This is a genomic window from Paraburkholderia rhynchosiae (assembly GCF_002879865.1).
GTDB classification, from domain to species: domain Bacteria; phylum Pseudomonadota; class Gammaproteobacteria; order Burkholderiales; family Burkholderiaceae; genus Paraburkholderia; species Paraburkholderia rhynchosiae.
In genome coordinates, this window is sequence record NZ_PNXY01000008.1 from 57,775 (window position 1) to 73,218 (window position 15,444).

The window sequence follows — 15,444 nt, forward strand, 5'->3', positions numbered from 1 at the left end:
AAAAGTCGTCCCATGCATCTCTCGCCCACCGATCCGTCGACCTCTAGCCCATCGGGCGCGGCCAACGTGCCCGCCTCGTCGATCACGCGCGACTGGACTTGCCCATTCTGTCCGTTGCTGTGCGACGACCTCCTAATCGAGTCGCACGACGACGCCACACTCTCCGTGCACAACACCGATTGCCCGCGGCTAGAGCACGCGCTGACGTATTACGGTGCCGCGGATGCGCAGTGCCGCGCGAGCGTCGACGGACACGAGGTGGAACTCGACGTAGCGCTCTCCCGTGCAGCGCAGATTCTGTCGTCGGCGCGGCGTCCGTTGTTCGGCGCATTGACGACCGACGTCGCCGGCACGCGCGCACTGTACACGCTGGCCGCGGGCTGCGGCGCGATCCTCGATCATCTGCATGGCGACGCGATGAGCGCGGCCACGCTCGCCTTGCAGGATCGCGGCTCGTTCTTCACGACGCTTTCAGAAGTGCGCGCGCGCGCCGATCTGCTGGTGTTCTTCGGCTGCCAGCCGTCGCGGCGCTATCCGCGCTTCTTCACACGCACGATCGAAGGCACCGAGGCGGCGCGCGAACTCGTGTTCGTCGGCTGCACGCCTGATCCGGCAGCGAGCGGCCTTGCGAATGTGCGAATCGAGTCGATCCTGCCGGACGCCGATCCGTTCGATCCGTTCGATACGCTCGCGCTATGGTCCGCGATCAGCGACGGGCGCACGCCGAACGCGTTGCATGAGCATGCTTTACATGCGGGACAGGTGGCGCAGACGCTTGCGGTGTTGCAGGCACTGCAGGCTCGTATAGCCGCCGCGCGTTACACGGTACTCGTCTATGAGCCCACATCGTTGCCCGCCCCGCATGGGGCGCTGCTGATCGAAGCCCTGAACCGGATCGTCAAGGCGTCCAATCTGAGCGCGCGCGCGGGCTGCCTCGCGCTCGGCGGCGATGACGGCGCGTTGACGGTCAACCAGACCGTGACCTGGCTCTCGGGACTGCCGCTTCGCACGCGTGTTTCGACGCCCTCACGTATTGCCGGGACCGCACCGCTCGATCACGATCCGTATCGCTATCGCACCGCACGACTGCTCGCCGATGGGGAGATCGACGCGCTGCTATGGGTCGCGAGCTTCGCGCCGCCCGCGTGGCCAGAAGCGTTGCCTGATGAACTGCCGGCGATCGTGCTCGGCCATCCCGCGTTGGCGCAGGCCGCGACAGCGCGCGGCGCGGCCACCGTGTTTATTCCCGTCGCCACGCCCGGTGTGGACAGCGGTGGTCATCTATTCCGTGTCGATAGTTCGGTCGTGATGCCGCTCGCCGCCGCGCGCGGCGGCGGCGAGAGTCTCTCGGCGGCGAACCCCGTCGCAAGCTCGGTTGCCAGAATAGCGACGCAACTCGCCGCGCGCCTCGGCACGCAGCCCGCCGCACAGGTGCAGCCATGAGTCTCATCCGGCTCAAGGGCGGCACGATCTTCGATCCGGCCAACGGCGTCGATGGCGAGCGCCGCGACCTGGCGATTCGCGACGGACGCATCGTCGAAGTACCGGCCAATGTGCCGGCCGACCGCGAATACGATGCCACCGGCATGATCGTGATGGCGGGCGGCATCGACATGCATTCGCATATCGGCGGCGGCAAGACGAGTCTGTCGCGCCTGCTGCTGCCCGAAGATCATCGGGACGACCCCGTGCGCGACGCCGCCTACGAATCCGTGCAGGACGCGAACGGCCGCTATCTCCGGCTGCCGTCATGCGGCGTCTGCACGCCCGGCACGCTCGCGACTGGCTACCGCTACGCCGAAATGGGCTACACAGCCGCGTTCGAACCGGCGATGATGCCGTCCAACGCGCGCCACACGCACCTCGAAATGGGCGACACGCCGATCATCGATCACGGCGCGTACGTGATGCTCGGCAACGACGAACTGTTCCTGCAGATGCTCGCCGCACGCGACGACTTCGAGCGTCTGCGCGACTACGTCGGCTGGACGATTCATGCGAGCAAAGCACTCGGCGTGAAGGTCGTCAATCCGGGCGGCATTTCCGCGTTCAAGTTCAACCAGCGCTCGCTGAACGTGGACGAGCCGCATGCGCACTACGGCATTACGCCGCGCGAGGTGCTGCACACGTTGACGCGCGCGCTGACGGAACTGCGCGTGCCCCATCCGCTGCATGTGCATGCGAGCAATCTCGGCGTGCCGGGCAACATCGATTCGACCATCGCGACGATGGACGCCGCCGACGGCCTGCCAGTGCATCTCACGCATATCCAGTTTCATAGCTATGGCGTGGAGGGTCCGCAGAAATTTTCGTCAGGTGCGCGCCGGATCGCGGAGGCGGTGAACGCGCGGCCGAACGTGTCGATCGACGTCGGTCAGATTATCTTCGGGCAAACCGTCACGGCCTCCGGTGACACGATGATGCAGTTCCGCAACGCACCGCTCGCGCGGCCGCATAAGTGGGTGGTCGGCGATATCGAATGCGATGCAGGCTGCGGCGTGGTGCCGTTCCGCTATCGCGAGCAGAGCTATGTGAATGCGTTGCAGTGGATCATCGGGCTCGAAATTTTTCTGCTGATCGACGACCCGTGGCGAGTCGCGATGACGACCGACCATCCGAACGGCGGCCCGTTCACCAGCTATCCGCATCTGATCCGTCTGCTGATGGACAAATCGTTTCGCGACGAGCAGCTCGCGAAGCTCAATGCCGACGCGCAAGTGGCGAGCGCGTTGCCGCAATTGACGCGCGAATTGTCACTGTACGAGATCGCGATCATCACGCGCGCGGGACCGGCGCGCCTGCTCGGCCTGCGCGATCGCGGCCATCTAGGTGTGGGCGCGGCGGCGGACATTGCCGTGTATCGCGACAATCCGGACCGCGAGCGCATGTTCACGTCGCCCGCGTATGTGTTCAAGGACGGCGAACTCGTCGCGCGCGACGGAGCGCTCGTCGCGACGCCGACGGGCGGCATTCACTTCGTGTCGCCCGAATTCGACCGCGGCATCGAGAAGAGAGTGCGTGAGTACAGCGAAGCGAATCTTGCGAGCAACTTCGCGCATGCCGCGATCAGCGACGACGAAGCCTGCAACTGCTGCCGCGGCGGCAGACTGCTGCCCGTCGAATGCTTCGCGCACGGTTGAAATGGCTGCAATGGCTGAAATGCCCGACAAAAAACATCAACCGCAAACGATGAGCGACCCGGCGACCCTGCAGATCAACGGCACCACGATCGACGCCACCTTCGCGGAAGCCTTTCCGATGAAGGCGACGCGGCTCGTCATCACCGCGCATACGCCAGCGTGGGCGATGAACGCGGCGCACTCGCTGACGGGTTTCGCGACATCGGTGATCGGCTGCGGCTGCGAGGCCGGGGTCGAGCGAACGCTTGAACGAGAGGAAACGCCGGATGGCCGGCCGGGCGTCGCAGTGCTGCTATTCGCGGTGTCGTCGAAGGAATTGGCGAAACAGATCGAACGGCGCGTCGGGCAATGCGTGCTCACGTGCCCGACCACCGCCGTTTATCGCGGCATCGACCCCGAGACGAGCCGCGCGCCGCTTTCCGATCTCGCGCCGCTCGGCAAAAACCTGCGCTTTTTCGGCGACGGCTGGCAGATTTCGAAGATGCTCGGCGACACGCGTTACTGGCGCGTGCCGGTAATGGACGGCGAGTTCGTCTGCGAAGAGACGGCGCCCACCGTCAAGGCCGTCGGCGGCGGTAATCTGATTTTTCTCGCGCGCGATATCGACGCGGCGTTGGCCGCTGCCGAGGCGGCAGTCGCCGCGATGTGCAGGCTGCCGAACGTCATCATGCCGTTTCCGGGCGGCGTCGTGCGTTCGGGATCGAAGGTCGGCTCGAAATACAAAGGCGCCACCGCGTCCACCAACGACGCATTCTGTCCGACGCTCACGGGTCTTTCGGCGCGCAGCGAACTGAGCGCGGAAGCCGGCTGCGTGCTCGAAATCGTGATCGACGGGCTCACCGAAGCGGATGTTGGCGCAGCGATGACGGCGGGCATCGTTGCCGCCGTCGGGCTCGGAAGTCCGGCGGGCCTGCTGCGGATTTCGGCGGGCAACTACGGCGGCAAGCTCGGGCCTTACCACTTCCATCTTCACCAACTTGCGGCCGGCCTCGGCGGGAGCAGCGCATGAGCGTCGTGACTACGCTTCGCTTAAAGGCAGCGCCGGGTTTTCGCGTCGACGCTTCGGCGTTGTTGCCTGCGCCGCTCGCGGCCATGTCTGTGGCGGAGATCGAGCGCATCGTTCTGCCTGCGGGCAATGACAGATGTGTGGTCGGCGATGTGTTTGACGTGTCGCGCGGCGGCGATGCTGCCGCTGCGTCCGAAGAAGCGTCTCAGGCCAGCTCTGACGCTGCATTGGTGATCGAAGACGCCGCGCCGTGGCTCGACCGCGTCGGCGCGCGGATGACCGAAGGGCATCTCATCGTGCAAGGTTCGACCGGCGATCACAGCGGCTTCCAGATGGCTGGCGGCGTGTTGCGCATCGACGGCGACGCCGGACACTTCACCGCTTGCGAGATGCGCGGCGGACGGTTGACGGTCGCGGGCGATTGCGGCGATTTCGCGGCCGGCGCGCTCGTCGGCGACATGGAGGGCATGACGGGCGGCACGCTAACGATTCATGGCAACGCCGGCGCGCGGCTCGCCGACCGGATGCGCCGCGGGCTGGTGCTGGTCGGCGGCGATGCGGGCGACTTCGCGGCGTCGCGGCTCGTGGCGGGCACCATCGGCATCGCCGGTCAACTCGGCGCACACTATGCGTACGGTATGAGGCGCGGAACCCTGCTGCTCGCGCAGCGTCCCACGTATTTGCCGCCCACCTTCACAGACGGCGGTCGCGGTTTCGACGTATTCTGGTCGTTGCTCGTACGCAGTCTCGCCGGCGAAATCGCGCCGTTTTCGCAGTGGCGCGAGGCGAGCTTGCCGCGCCGCTATGCAGGCGACGTCGCCGTCGACGGGCGAGGTGAAATACTCGTGATGGGCTAGGTAAAAGCGCCGCGCGGCCCGCATAAACATGCAGTCAAACGGGCTGTCGGATAGCTGGTCAAAACAGTGTCCGACACAGACACCGGATAACGAGGGAGGCAGACATGACGATCGCGCATTCTTCTTCCGCGCAGCCTGGCGCCGACGCACCCGCGCCGCGCTATGCCGGCTCGTTGATCGCGCTGCATTGGCTGATCGCCTTCGGCATCATCGGCTTGCTCGCGCTGGGGCTCTATATGGTCGGACTGCCGAAAGGCTTGCCGGTCAAGGCGACGCTGCTTAACCTTCACAAGTCCATCGGACTAACGGTTTTCCTGCTGGTGCTTCTCCGCATCATGGCGCGTGTGGCCTTTCATCGGCCGCCCTTGCCGCCGATGCGACCGTGGCAACGCGCCGCCGCGCGCACTACGCAGGGCCTTTTATACGTAGCAATGGTGGCAATGCCCTTGTCGGGCTATCTGGGCTCGTCGTTCAATCGTTACGGAACACGCTTCTGGGGCATTCCGCTGCCGAAATGGGGCTGGGACGATGCGGGCTTGCGCGGGCTGTTCTTCGGCATTCACGAGGCCATCGCCTATGCGCTGATCGTGCTGATCGTGTTGCATGTGGCGGGCGCGCTCAAGCATCAGTGGATCGATCGCGACAATCTGCTCGCGAGGATGCTGCCATGAAGCGGCCCGGCTCATACACGCGCTCATGCGCACACTCGTACACGCGGCCACGTTCACAGCACGGCTCGTCGCAAGCGCCGCTGACGCTCGACGCATTGCGCACGCGCGACGGTCAGCGGGTGTCGTTCGCCGTTGCCGGAGCCGCGGACGGCGTGCCGGTCGTTGTACTGCACGGCGGTCCGGGCAGCGGCAGTCAGCCGGACGCAACGCGGCTCTTCGACTTGACGCGCTTCAGAATCGTGCTGATCGACCAGCGCGGCACCGGACGCTCGACGCCGGGCGGCAGCGTGCGCCGCAACCGCACGGATCGGCTGATCGAAGACATCGAAGCGGTGCGGATGCGGCTCGGCGTCGAACGCTGGGGCGTGCTCGGCGGCTCGTGGGGCGCGGCGCTCGCGCTCGCGTATGCGGGACGGCATCCGCAATCGGTGACGGGCGTGGTGCTACGTGGCCTCTTTCTCACTTCGATGCGCGAGGTTCGCGGCTTGTTCGTCGCGTCGCGCAAGCGTGCGCCGGGCGCATGGGCGAAGCTCTGCGCCGCAGCGCGTTGCGAGCGGCCCGCCGACCTGCTCGCGCGCTGTCATGCCCAGCTGCAACGCGGCGGCGCCGGCGACACGCGACAGCAGACAATCGCGCTCGCATGGCGCGGCTATGAAAACGCGGTGCTCGCCAGTGCCTCGGCCCGACGCAAGCGCGTGCCCGCCAGAGACTCGCGAAAAGACAGCCGCAAGCTGGTCGGCAAGTACCGCATTCAGGCGCATTATCTGGTTCATCGCTGCTGGCTCGGAGAGACGCAATTGCTGTCGCTCGCTCACCGCGCCGCCGCGGCCGGCGTGCCGCTTGCCGCGGTGCACGGCTCACGCGATCCGGTTTGCCCGCCCGACAATCTGTGGCGGCTCGCGCGCGCCGTGCCCACCGCGCACGTCGAATGTGTGCGTGCCGGCCATCTGGCAAGCGATCCGGCCTTGCACGAACGCACGGCCCACGCGCTCGCAACGATGTTCCTTCCACCTACTCACGAGGGGCGCACGCTGCGCCACGCGGCATGAAGATCAAGGTTCTCGGCTCATCGGCGGGCGGCGGCTTTCCGCAATGGAACTGCAATTGCCGCAATTGCGACGGCGTGCGGCGCGGCACGTTGAAGGCGACGCGCCGCACGCAATCGTCGATTGCAGTCAGCGCGAATGGCGAGGATTGGCTGCTCGTCAATGCGTCGCCCGATCTGCTCGCGCAGATTGCCGCGAATCCCGAACTGCAACCGGCCCGCCGCGTGCGCGATAGCGGCATTGCGGCGGTGCTCGTCATCGACGCGCAGATCGATCACGTGACGGGCCTCCTGATGCTGCGCGAGCGCGACACGCCGCTGCCGCTCTACGCGACCGACGCGGTCTGGCAAGACCTGACGAGCGGCTTCCCGATCGCGCCGATGCTCTCACATTACTGCGGCGTCGAGCATCGTCGCATCGCGCTCGACGGCGCACCACTTGCGGTTAAGGCGCTGCCGGGCGTGCAGATCGACGCGCTGCCGCTGTCGAGCAAAGCGCCGCCCTACTCGCCGCATCGCAACGCACCCGAGCGCGGCGACAACATCGGGCTCGTCTTCACGAACCGGCAGACCGGCAAGCGCGTGTTCTACGCGCCGGGTCTCGGCGCGATCGAAACACATGTGCTAGACGCAATGCGCGGGGCGGATCTGCTGCTCGTCGACGGCACCGTGTGGACCGGCGATGAAATGATCCGCCTCGGCCTCTCGAAGAAAACCGCGGCGGATATGGGTCATCTGCAACAGTCCGGCCCTGGTGGCATGATCGAGGTACTGGATTCGCTTGGTGAACAGAACAAGCGCAAGGTGCTCATCCACATCAACAATACGAATCCGGTTCTTGTCGAGGACGGCCCGGAACGCCGCATCCTCACGGAGCACGGCATTGAAGTTGCGTACGACGGCATGAGCTTCGAACTATGAAGCGCGGCCAGGAAGCACTCGTGAGGCACGAACCGGAGACGGCATGAACGCGAAAGACACCTTGGGGACAGCGCCGCGGCACGATGCGCAAACCGGCGAACGTAGCAGCGAACCCGCCTGGACCCGCGAGGAATTCGAAGCCCAGTTGCGTGCAAAGGGCACCGCGTACCACATTCATCATCCGTTCAATGTGAAGATGAATAGCGGCGGTTGCTCGCGCGAGCAGATTCGCGGCTGGGTCGCGAACCGCTTCTACTATCAGATCAACATTCCGCTGAAAGACGCGGCCGTCATGTCGAATTGTCCGGATCGCGAGACGCGCCGCCGCTGGGTGCTGCGCATTCTCGATCACGACGGCTACGGCGACGAGGAAGGCGGCATCGAAACATGGGCGCGGCTTGCCGACGCGGTCGGCCTGTCGCGCGACGAATTGTGGTCGCTCAAGCACGTGACGCCCGGCGTGCGCTTCGCCGTCGACGCCTATGTGAACTTCGCGCGCCGCGCGCCGTGGCAGGAATCGGTGTGTTCGTCGCTGACGGAAATGTTTGCGCCGCAGGTGCATCGAGACCGGCTCGCGAGCTGGCCGGAACACTATCCGTGGATCGAAGCTTCGGGTCTCGCGTATTTCCGCTCACGCATCACGCTCGCGCAGCGCGACGTGCAGCATGGACTCGAAGTCACGCTTGACTATTTCACGCGGCGCGACCAGCAGGAACGCGCGCTCGACATCCTGCAATTCAAGCTCGACATTCTGTGGACCATGCTGGATTCGATCGAAAAGGCTTTTCCGCAATGAACGACACCACCGCCGATCGTCCCGCGCTCAACAAGCTGTTTCGCCTGCAATGGGAACCCGCGCAGAACGCTCACGTGCTGCTCTATCCCGAGGGGATGGTGAAGCTCAATCAGAGCGCGGCGGAGATTCTCAAACGTTGCGACGGCACGCGCGATATGGACGCGCTGATCGCCGATCTGGAACAGGCGTTCAGCACCACCGGGCTCGCTCCCGAAGTGCGGGCGTTCGTAACCGACGCGCGTTCACGTGGATGGCTGGAGTAGCGCAATGACCGACCTCTCGCAACCCGCTGCCGATGTGCAGTCACAAGCCGCCCCAACCGGCGTGGCGCCGCCCCTCTGGCTGCTCGCGGAGTTGACGTATCGCTGTCCGCTGCATTGCGCGTTCTGCTACAACCCGGTCGACTACACCGATCACAGCCGCGAACTCAGCACCGAACAATGGCTCGGCGTGCTGCGCGACGCGCGCGCGCTCGGCGCCGCGCAACTCGGTTTTTCGGGCGGCGAACCGCTGGTGCGCGACGACCTCGAAGTGCTCGTCGAAGAAGCGCGGCGGCTTGGTTTCTACACGAATCTGATCACCTCGGGCGTCGGTCTCACCGACAAGCGCCTCGGCGACCTGAAGGCCGCCGGCCTCGATCACATTCAGTTGTCGTTCCAGGATTCGACGCAGGAACTCAACGACTTTCTGAGCAGCACGCGCACCTTCGATCTGAAGCAGCGGGTCGCCGCGTCGATCAAACGGCATGGTTTTCCGATGGTGCTGAATTGTGTGCTGCATCGCTATAACCTGCCGCACGTCGACAAGATCATCGAGATGGCGCTGGCGATGGGCGCCGAATACCTGGAGCTCGCGAACACGCAGTACTACGGCTGGGCACATCACAATCAGGCGCAGCTCATGCCGACACCCGAACAGCTGGAAGAAGCGGAAGCGGTGGTCGAGCGTTATCGCCGCACGCAGGGTGATCGCTGCAAGATTTTCTTCGTGGTACCCGACTATTTCGAGCGGCGGCCGAAGCGCTGCATGAACGGCTGGGGCGCAGTGTTTCTCGGCGTGGCGCCGGACGGCGCGGCGCTGCCCTGTCACGCCGCGCGCAGTCTGCCCGGACTCGTGTTGCCGAACGTGAAAGAGACGCCGCTGCGCGAGATCTGGTACGAGAGCGACGCGTTCAATCGCTTTCGCGGCTTCGGCTGGATGAAAGAGCCGTGCCGCAGTTGCGACGAGAAGGAACGCGACCTGGGCGGCTGCCGCTGCCAGGCGTATCTGCTCACCGGCGATGCAGCCAATGCAGATCCGGTGTGCGACAAGTCGCCGTCGCATGAAAAGGTGGTGAACGTCGTGAAGTTAGCGCGCGAGACGGCTACCGCAAACGAGCCGCGCGAGCAGCCCATCGTGTTTCGTAACGACGCCAATTCCCGCAAGCTGGTGGCCGCGTGTTCGTCGGACGAGCCGCCGCATGAGCGCGGCCGTGGACAGGGAGGTTGAGCATGGCCGCGGCGGACATCTCAGTGTTGCTCGTCGACGATCACGCGGTGGTGCGCGAAGGCTATCGGCGCCTGCTCGAACTGAACGCCGACGTGCATGTGTGCGGCGAGGCAGCCGACGCCGCACAGGCCTATCAGCGCTTCTGCGCGCTGCGACCCGATGTGGTCGTGATGGACGTCTCGTTACCCGGCGCGAGCGGCATCGAGGCAATGCGGCGCATGCTCGCACGCGAGCCCGACGCGCGCGTGCTGATTTTCAGTGTGCACGAGGAAGCGATCTTCGTGCGCCGCGCGCTCGACGCCGGCGCGCTAGGCTATGTGACCAAGGCCAGCGCGCCCGATGTGCTGGTCGAAGCGGTTCGCACGATCGCGCGGCGCGCGAGCTATCTGAGCCCCGACATCTCGCAGGCGCTCGCGCTGCGCAATGCGTTCAGCGAAGGCCCGCCTGGACGGCAGTTATCCGCGCGCGAATTCGAGGTGCTGCGTCTGCTCGTGCAGGGCTATACGCTGCCGAGCATCGCCGAAAAACTGGGACTCAGCCAGAAGACGGTGGCCAATCATCAGTCGGTGATCCGGCAGAAATTCGGCGCCGACAACGGCGTGCAGCTCGCGCAAATGGCGAGCCGTCTCGGGCTTCAGTTTACCGGTTCGGCCAGCCCCGCGTGAGCGGGCACGCGCGCGCAGAACAGAAAGCCGCCTTCGGGCTTGCTCGCCATATGAAACTCCCCGCCGAGCGCCTCGACGCGCTCGCGCATGCCGATCAAACCAAGGCCGTCGCGCGGTGCATCGAGATCGACACCGGGACCATCATCGACCATCGTTACAACGATTTCGTCGATGAGCTCGTCGTGCTGTTCGCTTCGCCTGTCGCGATGCGCCTCCCGCGGCGCGCGCACCATGAACACCTCCACGCGTGACTTGCTCGCAAACTTCGAGACGTTCGTGAGCCCTTCCTGCACGAGCCGGTACAGCGTGATGGTGAGCGTATCGCTAAGGCCCGTGAAATCGCCTTCTATCGTCAACGAGAATGACGCGTCGGGTAGCCGCTCGCGCCAACCGTCGACGCAATGTTCGAGCGCGCTCGGCAAACCGAACTCGTCCAGGCCGATGGGCCGCAAGCGCCGGATCATGCCGCCGATCTGTCGGTAGACATGACTTGCGCTCTGCATCAGACCGAGCGACACGCGATGAATCTCCGGCTCATGCTCGACGGACAGATCGCGGATGCGCGCTGCGTCGAGCGAAATCGCGTTCAGGTACTGGCCAAGTTCATCGTGCAGTTCGCGCGCGAGATGGCGGCGCTCGAGCTCCTGCGCCTGCAACGCCTGGTTGGCGAGACGCCGGTTGTCGGCGAGCAGACGTTCGGCCTGTTCCTCGAGCGCGCGGCGGTACGCAAGCTCGCGACGCGTCTCGCGATAACGGCGCCACGCGAACCACGCAAGACCCATGGACAACACGCATAGCGTGCCCGGCAATTCGTCGAGCTGGAAGCGTTCGAGACCTCGGGTCCAGCGATAGGCGCGCTCGCTCACATCGAACGCCGTGCTGAACACGGCAGCGAGCAAGGTCAATGCAAGCACCCACGCAAGGTCGCGCGGAACCGTCGAATGCGGCGGATCGCGGTGCGTTGAAGAAGGGTTCGGGGAATCGCTCGACATCACGTTTGCATTCTACTCAGGCCAGTCGGACACGAAATGGTTGCAACGGGTTTGGGAACGCTTCCTCGCGATTTCGGGAAAAGCTCCCGAGCTTTCGCGAGCTCGCGCATGCGAAGCTTTGCACACCACGAAAAAAAGCGCTACGTACGCCGCAGAGCGGCTGCGTTAATCAAGAGCGTCGTAGCTTCGATCCGGCAGGAGACACAATAATGAGCATGTCATCCCGCGCGCGCCGCGCGAGTCATGGACGCCGTTTCCGGCAGCGAGCAAGCATTACGTTGGGTTTTGGCAGCGCGCTCGCGAGTATGTCGGTCAGTGCGTGGGCGCAGGCCGAGCCTTCTGTGGCGGCGTCGTCCGCGGAAGTCGCGGACACCGCCGCGGCCACTGCGGAGACCACACTCACGCCCGTTGTCGTTGTCGGCACTACGCCGCTTCTCGGCATCGGCACACCGCTCGCGCAAGTGCCGGCCAACGTGCAGACCGTTCGCGCGCAAGACATCGAACAGCAACATCGCAGCACGCTCACCGATTACTTCGCGAAGAATCTGCCGAGCGTGGATATCGCCGATGCACAGGGCAATCCGTATCAGATGAACGTCAATTATCGCGGCTTCACTGCGTCGCCGCTGCTCGGCACGCCGCAGGGCATTTCCGTGTTCGTCGACGGCGTGCGCGTGAACGAGCCGTTCGGCGACGTGGTGAACTGGGATGTGCTGCCGCAGCAGGCAATCGACACGATCCAGCTGATTCCCGGTTCCAATCCGACGTATGGCCTGAATACGCTCGGCGGCGCCCTTGCGATCACGACAAAAAACGGCAAGACGAGCCCCGGCGGCGAGGCCGAACTCGCGTTGGGCTCGTGGGGCCGCAAGACCGCGCAGATCGAACAGGGCGGCACCATCGGACAGAACGTGGACTACTACGTGACCGGCAACGTAGCGAACGACAACGGCTGGGCGGAGCAGAATGCGAGCCGCGTCCGGCAGATTTTCGGCAAGCTGCGTTATACCGATGCCGACACCACGCTGTCGCTGTCGGCGGGCGGCGCGGACAACGATCTGCACGGCACGCAGACCATTCCACGTTCGTTTCTCGGCAATCCCAAACAGCCCTACACCTATCCCGACCAGAACCTGAACAGCGCGGGTTACGTGACGCTGTCGGGCGAACACTACTTCAGCGATAACGTCGAACTGAGCGGCAATGCGTACTACCGGCATTTTCGCAATAGCAATGTGAGCAGCAACGCCAATCCGAACTTCGGCTCGGTGGATGACGGCGGCGGCATCGACACGACGCAGGCGACCAACGAGAAGTCTGTCGTCTCGACCGACAGCTATGGCGCGAGCCTGCAACTCACGCTGCTCGGCAAGCTCGGCGGCATGGAAAACCAGTTCGTGGCGGGTGTGTCGGCGGATATCGCCAATTCGCGCTACACCGAATCGTCGCAGGATGCCGTTTTCACCGATTCGCGCGCGACGGTCGGCATCGGCGATTTCACGCAGCAAACCGCGGCGAAGACGCATAACGGCAACTACGGTATCTATCTGCAGGACACGCTGTCGCTGACGAAGCAATGGTCGCTCACGCTGGCGGGGCGCTACAACTGGGCGGACGCGACGATCGGCGACGAGAGCGGCGTGCAGCCGCAACTGAACGGCCACCATACGTTTTCGCGCTTCAATCCGGCTGTCGGTATCAACTGGAATCCAACGTCCGCATTCACGGCCTATGCAACATACAACGAAGGCATGCGCTCGCCGACCGCGATCGAACTTGCGTGTGCCGATCCGGCCGCGCCGTGTTCGCTGCCAAACGACTTCGTGTCGGACCCGTCGTTGCAACCGGTGATCTCGAAGACCTTCGAAATCGGCGCGCGCGGAAGGATCGGCCAGGCGACGACCTGGAGCGCCGCCGCCTACAGAACGACGTTGATCAACGACATCGAGTTCATCAGCAGCAATGGCGCGGCGAGCAACCAGGGCTTCTTTCAGAACGTCGGCCGCACGCGCCGGCAAGGGCTTGAGCTGTCCGGGCACAGCCAGTTGGGTCCAGTCGCAGTGACGGCGAGCTACAGCTATATCGACGCAACCTACCGGTCGGGCTGGGCCGAAAGCCGTCCGAGCAACTCGAGCGCAGACGCAAACGGCAACATCAGCGTGAAGCCGGGCGATCATCTTCCCGGCATTCCGGCGAACACCGTCAAGCTACAACTCGATTACGCGGCCACGGCGAAGTGGAAGGTCGGCGCGAACCTGACGTGGCGTGGTGGCATCTATGCACAGGGCGATGAAAACAACCAGGACGTGAACGGCAAGATCGCCGGCTATCTGCTGCTCGATCTGGATACGTCCTATCAGGTGACCAAACAGCTGCAGGTGTTCGCGAACGTCACAAATCTGCTGGACAAACGCTACGCGAGCTTCGGCACCCTCGGAGAGAACTTCTTCAACGGCCCGAACCATACGTTCGACGGCGCCAACCCGAGCAACGAACAGTTCGTCGGGCCGGGCGCGCCGCGCGGCTTCTGGGTCGGCTTGCGCTACGCATGGAAATAGCGTGACGGATGCGCGAGGCGATGACGCGTGATCGACGCATCATCGCCTCGCGCGTGATGGACAACTTAGTGCGACTCGATCGAACCGTCGCTATGGGGATAAGTGACGATGCCCCAAGCTAGCGGCAGTTGGCCGATCTGCGTGATGGGCTGATAGCTGTGCGCGTCGAGCACGTAGACCGCGTCAGAGCGTCCGCATGCCACCAGTAGCTTCGCGCCATCCGGCGTAAAGCTGAAGTGCCAGCAACGTTGTCCGACCGGGACGTCGGTGAGATGCTCGTAGGTATGGCCATCGAACACCTGGACCGTTTTGTCGCGGGCCGCCGCCACGAAGAGCCTTTGGCCGTCGGGACCGTAAGCCACGCCATATGGACCGAGCTTCGTATCGACGGTCTTGATCACCTTGAGCGTGCGTGCATCGATCACGACGAGCTTGCTCAGCGACTCGAGCGTGACGACATACTCCTTGCCATCGGGCGACAAGCGGATGCCGCGCGGACGCCCGCCCGCCGCGAGCTTCACGGTTTTGAGCGGCGCGCCCGTGCGCACGTGATAGAGGGAGACGGTATCGTCGCCTTCATTAGTGACGAGCATGGTTTTGCCGTCGCGTGAAAATTCGATGCCTTCGGTTTCGTGCCCGCTCGTCACTGAGCGCACCACGCGCCACGTTTTCATATCGACGATCGCGATTTCCGCAGGCGGCTTGTTGGCGTCGTCATCATCGTCGGCGTGCGGTTTGGTGGGCTTGCCGTTGGCCTGCTTCTCGGACTGCTTCTCGGACTGCTTCTCTGCCTGCTTCTCTGGCTGCTTCTCAGGTTGCCCGTTCGCCGCGGGTGGGCCGCCCTCTTCGCCCGGCTCATAAGTGACGTAAGCGTAGCCGTTGTGCACGCGCACAAATTCGGGATTCTTGCCGATCTTCACGCGCTGCACGACCTGCCCTGAAGCGGTATCGATCACCGCGAGGTCGGCGGTGTTCTTGTTGGCCACCAGCAACCGCGAGCCGTCCGTATTGAGGCTCAGGCCGCGCGGGCCGTCCGCGCCGACGGGATATGTCCTGGTCAGTGTCATCTGATCGAGATCGATCACGCCGACGCCGGCCTTCTCGCTAGTCACGTAGGCCAGTGGTGCGGCCGCGTGGGCCGTGCTCGCAACGAGCGCGGCCAGCACGGCGGCCATGGTTGCAGCTAAAGCGATGGAACGTCCCCGTCTTGCGATACGAAAGCGTGTCTCCAGCATTGTTGTACTCCGTGGTGAAAGCGCTGCGCCGCGAAAGTTCGCGTCATTCAAGCAAAGTAGTCCATTGAGG

Annotated in this window: 14 protein-coding genes; 12 read left to right on the top strand and 2 right to left on the bottom strand. The window is 64.5% G+C overall.

The window, feature by feature from the left end; all coding sequences use genetic code 11:
* Positions 1-12 precede the first annotated feature (12 nt).
* The 11 genes from C0Z16_RS13385 (at position 13) to C0Z16_RS13435 (ending at position 10,589) form a co-directional block, all read left to right on the top strand.
* Positions 13-1,443, top strand: a complete 1,431-nt coding sequence (locus C0Z16_RS13385) for a molybdopterin-binding domain-containing protein (protein WP_102632639.1) — start codon at positions 13-15, stop codon at positions 1,441-1,443.
* Positions 1,440-3,140, top strand: a complete 1,701-nt coding sequence (locus C0Z16_RS13390; RefSeq protein ID WP_102632640.1) for a formylmethanofuran dehydrogenase subunit A — start codon at positions 1,440-1,442, stop codon at positions 3,138-3,140. Before C0Z16_RS13385 ends, C0Z16_RS13390 begins: the two co-directional genes overlap by 4 nt.
* A gap of 49 nt (positions 3,141-3,189) precedes the next feature.
* A complete protein-coding gene (gene fhcD / locus C0Z16_RS13395) occupies positions 3,190-4,149 on the top strand; it encodes a formylmethanofuran--tetrahydromethanopterin N-formyltransferase (RefSeq protein ID WP_102632826.1) in 960 nt (319 codons plus the stop codon).
* Positions 4,146-5,003: a formylmethanofuran dehydrogenase subunit C gene (locus C0Z16_RS13400; protein ID WP_102632641.1), complete on the top strand. Its 858-nt coding sequence runs from the start codon at positions 4,146-4,148 to the stop codon at positions 5,001-5,003. Before fhcD ends, C0Z16_RS13400 begins: the two co-directional genes overlap by 4 nt.
* A 104-nt stretch (positions 5,004-5,107) precedes the next feature.
* Positions 5,108-5,674 (top strand): cytochrome b, encoded by a 567-nt coding sequence (locus C0Z16_RS13405; RefSeq protein WP_102632642.1) that lies wholly within the window; start codon positions 5,108-5,110, stop codon positions 5,672-5,674.
* Entirely contained in the window at positions 5,671-6,723 is a 1,053-nt protein-coding gene (locus tag C0Z16_RS13410) for an alpha/beta fold hydrolase (protein ID WP_102632643.1), read from the top strand. The genes C0Z16_RS13405 and C0Z16_RS13410 overlap by 4 nt, the downstream gene beginning before the upstream one ends.
* Positions 6,720-7,640 carry a pyrroloquinoline quinone biosynthesis protein PqqB gene (gene pqqB / locus C0Z16_RS13415; RefSeq protein WP_102632644.1) on the top strand — a complete coding sequence of 307 codons (921 nt, stop codon included), beginning with the start codon at positions 6,720-6,722 and terminating at the stop codon, positions 7,638-7,640. Before C0Z16_RS13410 ends, pqqB begins: the two co-directional genes overlap by 4 nt.
* Before the next feature lie 43 nt (positions 7,641-7,683).
* Positions 7,684-8,436, top strand: coding sequence for a pyrroloquinoline-quinone synthase PqqC (gene pqqC / locus C0Z16_RS13420; RefSeq protein ID WP_102632645.1), 753 nt, complete (start codon positions 7,684-7,686; stop codon positions 8,434-8,436).
* Complete coding sequence (gene pqqD, locus C0Z16_RS13425) at positions 8,433-8,699, top strand: pyrroloquinoline quinone biosynthesis peptide chaperone PqqD (protein ID WP_102632646.1); 267 nt, start codon at positions 8,433-8,435, stop codon at positions 8,697-8,699. Before pqqC ends, pqqD begins: the two co-directional genes overlap by 4 nt.
* Positions 8,700-8,703: 4 nt before the next feature.
* The gene (gene pqqE / locus C0Z16_RS13430) at positions 8,704-9,924 is read left to right on the top strand and encodes a pyrroloquinoline quinone biosynthesis protein PqqE (RefSeq protein WP_102632647.1); all 1,221 of its coding nucleotides are present in this window, start codon (positions 8,704-8,706) and stop codon (positions 9,922-9,924) included.
* 2 nt (positions 9,925-9,926) lie between these two features.
* The gene (locus C0Z16_RS13435) at positions 9,927-10,589 is read left to right on the top strand and encodes a response regulator (protein ID WP_102632648.1); all 663 of its coding nucleotides are present in this window, start codon (positions 9,927-9,929) and stop codon (positions 10,587-10,589) included.
* Here C0Z16_RS13435 and C0Z16_RS13440 read toward each other — a convergent pair.
* The gene (locus tag C0Z16_RS13440) at positions 10,559-11,581 is read right to left on the bottom strand and encodes a histidine kinase (protein ID WP_102632649.1); all 1,023 of its coding nucleotides are present in this window, start codon (positions 11,579-11,581) and stop codon (positions 10,559-10,561) included. The two genes, C0Z16_RS13435 and C0Z16_RS13440, sit on opposite strands and share 31 nt — an antisense overlap.
* A 209-nt stretch (positions 11,582-11,790) precedes the next feature.
* Between C0Z16_RS13440 and C0Z16_RS13445 the strand changes: the two genes are divergently transcribed.
* Positions 11,791-14,139, top strand: a complete 2,349-nt coding sequence (locus tag C0Z16_RS13445) for a TonB-dependent receptor (RefSeq protein WP_102632650.1) — start codon at positions 11,791-11,793, stop codon at positions 14,137-14,139.
* Between the two features lie 65 nt (positions 14,140-14,204).
* On the opposite strand, the gene C0Z16_RS13450 is transcribed toward C0Z16_RS13445, so the two are convergent.
* Entirely contained in the window at positions 14,205-15,374 is a 1,170-nt protein-coding gene (locus tag C0Z16_RS13450; protein ID WP_102632651.1) for a YVTN family beta-propeller repeat protein, read from the bottom strand.
* Between the last annotated feature and the right edge of the window lie 70 nt (positions 15,375-15,444).

Excerpts from the sequence above, each read along its gene's own strand:
- pqqE (WP_102632647.1), top strand. The coding sequence starts at position 8,704 with ATGACCGACCTCTCGCAACCCGCTGCCGATGTGCAGTCACAAGCCGCC.
- C0Z16_RS13440 (WP_102632649.1), bottom strand. The coding sequence starts at position 11,581 with ATGTCGAGCGATTCCCCGAACCCTTCTTCAACGCACCGCGATCCGCCG.
- fhcD (WP_102632826.1), top strand. The coding sequence starts at position 3,190 with ATGAGCGACCCGGCGACCCTGCAGATCAACGGCACCACGATCGACGCC.
- C0Z16_RS13445 (WP_102632650.1), top strand. The coding sequence starts at position 11,791 with ATGAGCATGTCATCCCGCGCGCGCCGCGCGAGTCATGGACGCCGTTTC.
- pqqC (WP_102632645.1), top strand. The coding sequence starts at position 7,684 with ATGAACGCGAAAGACACCTTGGGGACAGCGCCGCGGCACGATGCGCAA.
- pqqD (WP_102632646.1), top strand. The coding sequence starts at position 8,433 with ATGAACGACACCACCGCCGATCGTCCCGCGCTCAACAAGCTGTTTCGC.
- C0Z16_RS13410 (WP_102632643.1), top strand. The coding sequence starts at position 5,671 with ATGAAGCGGCCCGGCTCATACACGCGCTCATGCGCACACTCGTACACG.
- C0Z16_RS13405 (WP_102632642.1), top strand. The coding sequence starts at position 5,108 with ATGACGATCGCGCATTCTTCTTCCGCGCAGCCTGGCGCCGACGCACCC.
- C0Z16_RS13385 (WP_102632639.1), top strand. The coding sequence starts at position 13 with ATGCATCTCTCGCCCACCGATCCGTCGACCTCTAGCCCATCGGGCGCG.
- C0Z16_RS13450 (WP_102632651.1), bottom strand. The coding sequence starts at position 15,374 with ATGCTGGAGACACGCTTTCGTATCGCAAGACGGGGACGTTCCATCGCT.
- C0Z16_RS13390 (WP_102632640.1), top strand. The coding sequence starts at position 1,440 with ATGAGTCTCATCCGGCTCAAGGGCGGCACGATCTTCGATCCGGCCAAC.
- pqqB (WP_102632644.1), top strand. The coding sequence starts at position 6,720 with ATGAAGATCAAGGTTCTCGGCTCATCGGCGGGCGGCGGCTTTCCGCAA.
- C0Z16_RS13435 (WP_102632648.1), top strand. The coding sequence starts at position 9,927 with ATGGCCGCGGCGGACATCTCAGTGTTGCTCGTCGACGATCACGCGGTG.
- C0Z16_RS13400 (WP_102632641.1), top strand. The coding sequence starts at position 4,146 with ATGAGCGTCGTGACTACGCTTCGCTTAAAGGCAGCGCCGGGTTTTCGC.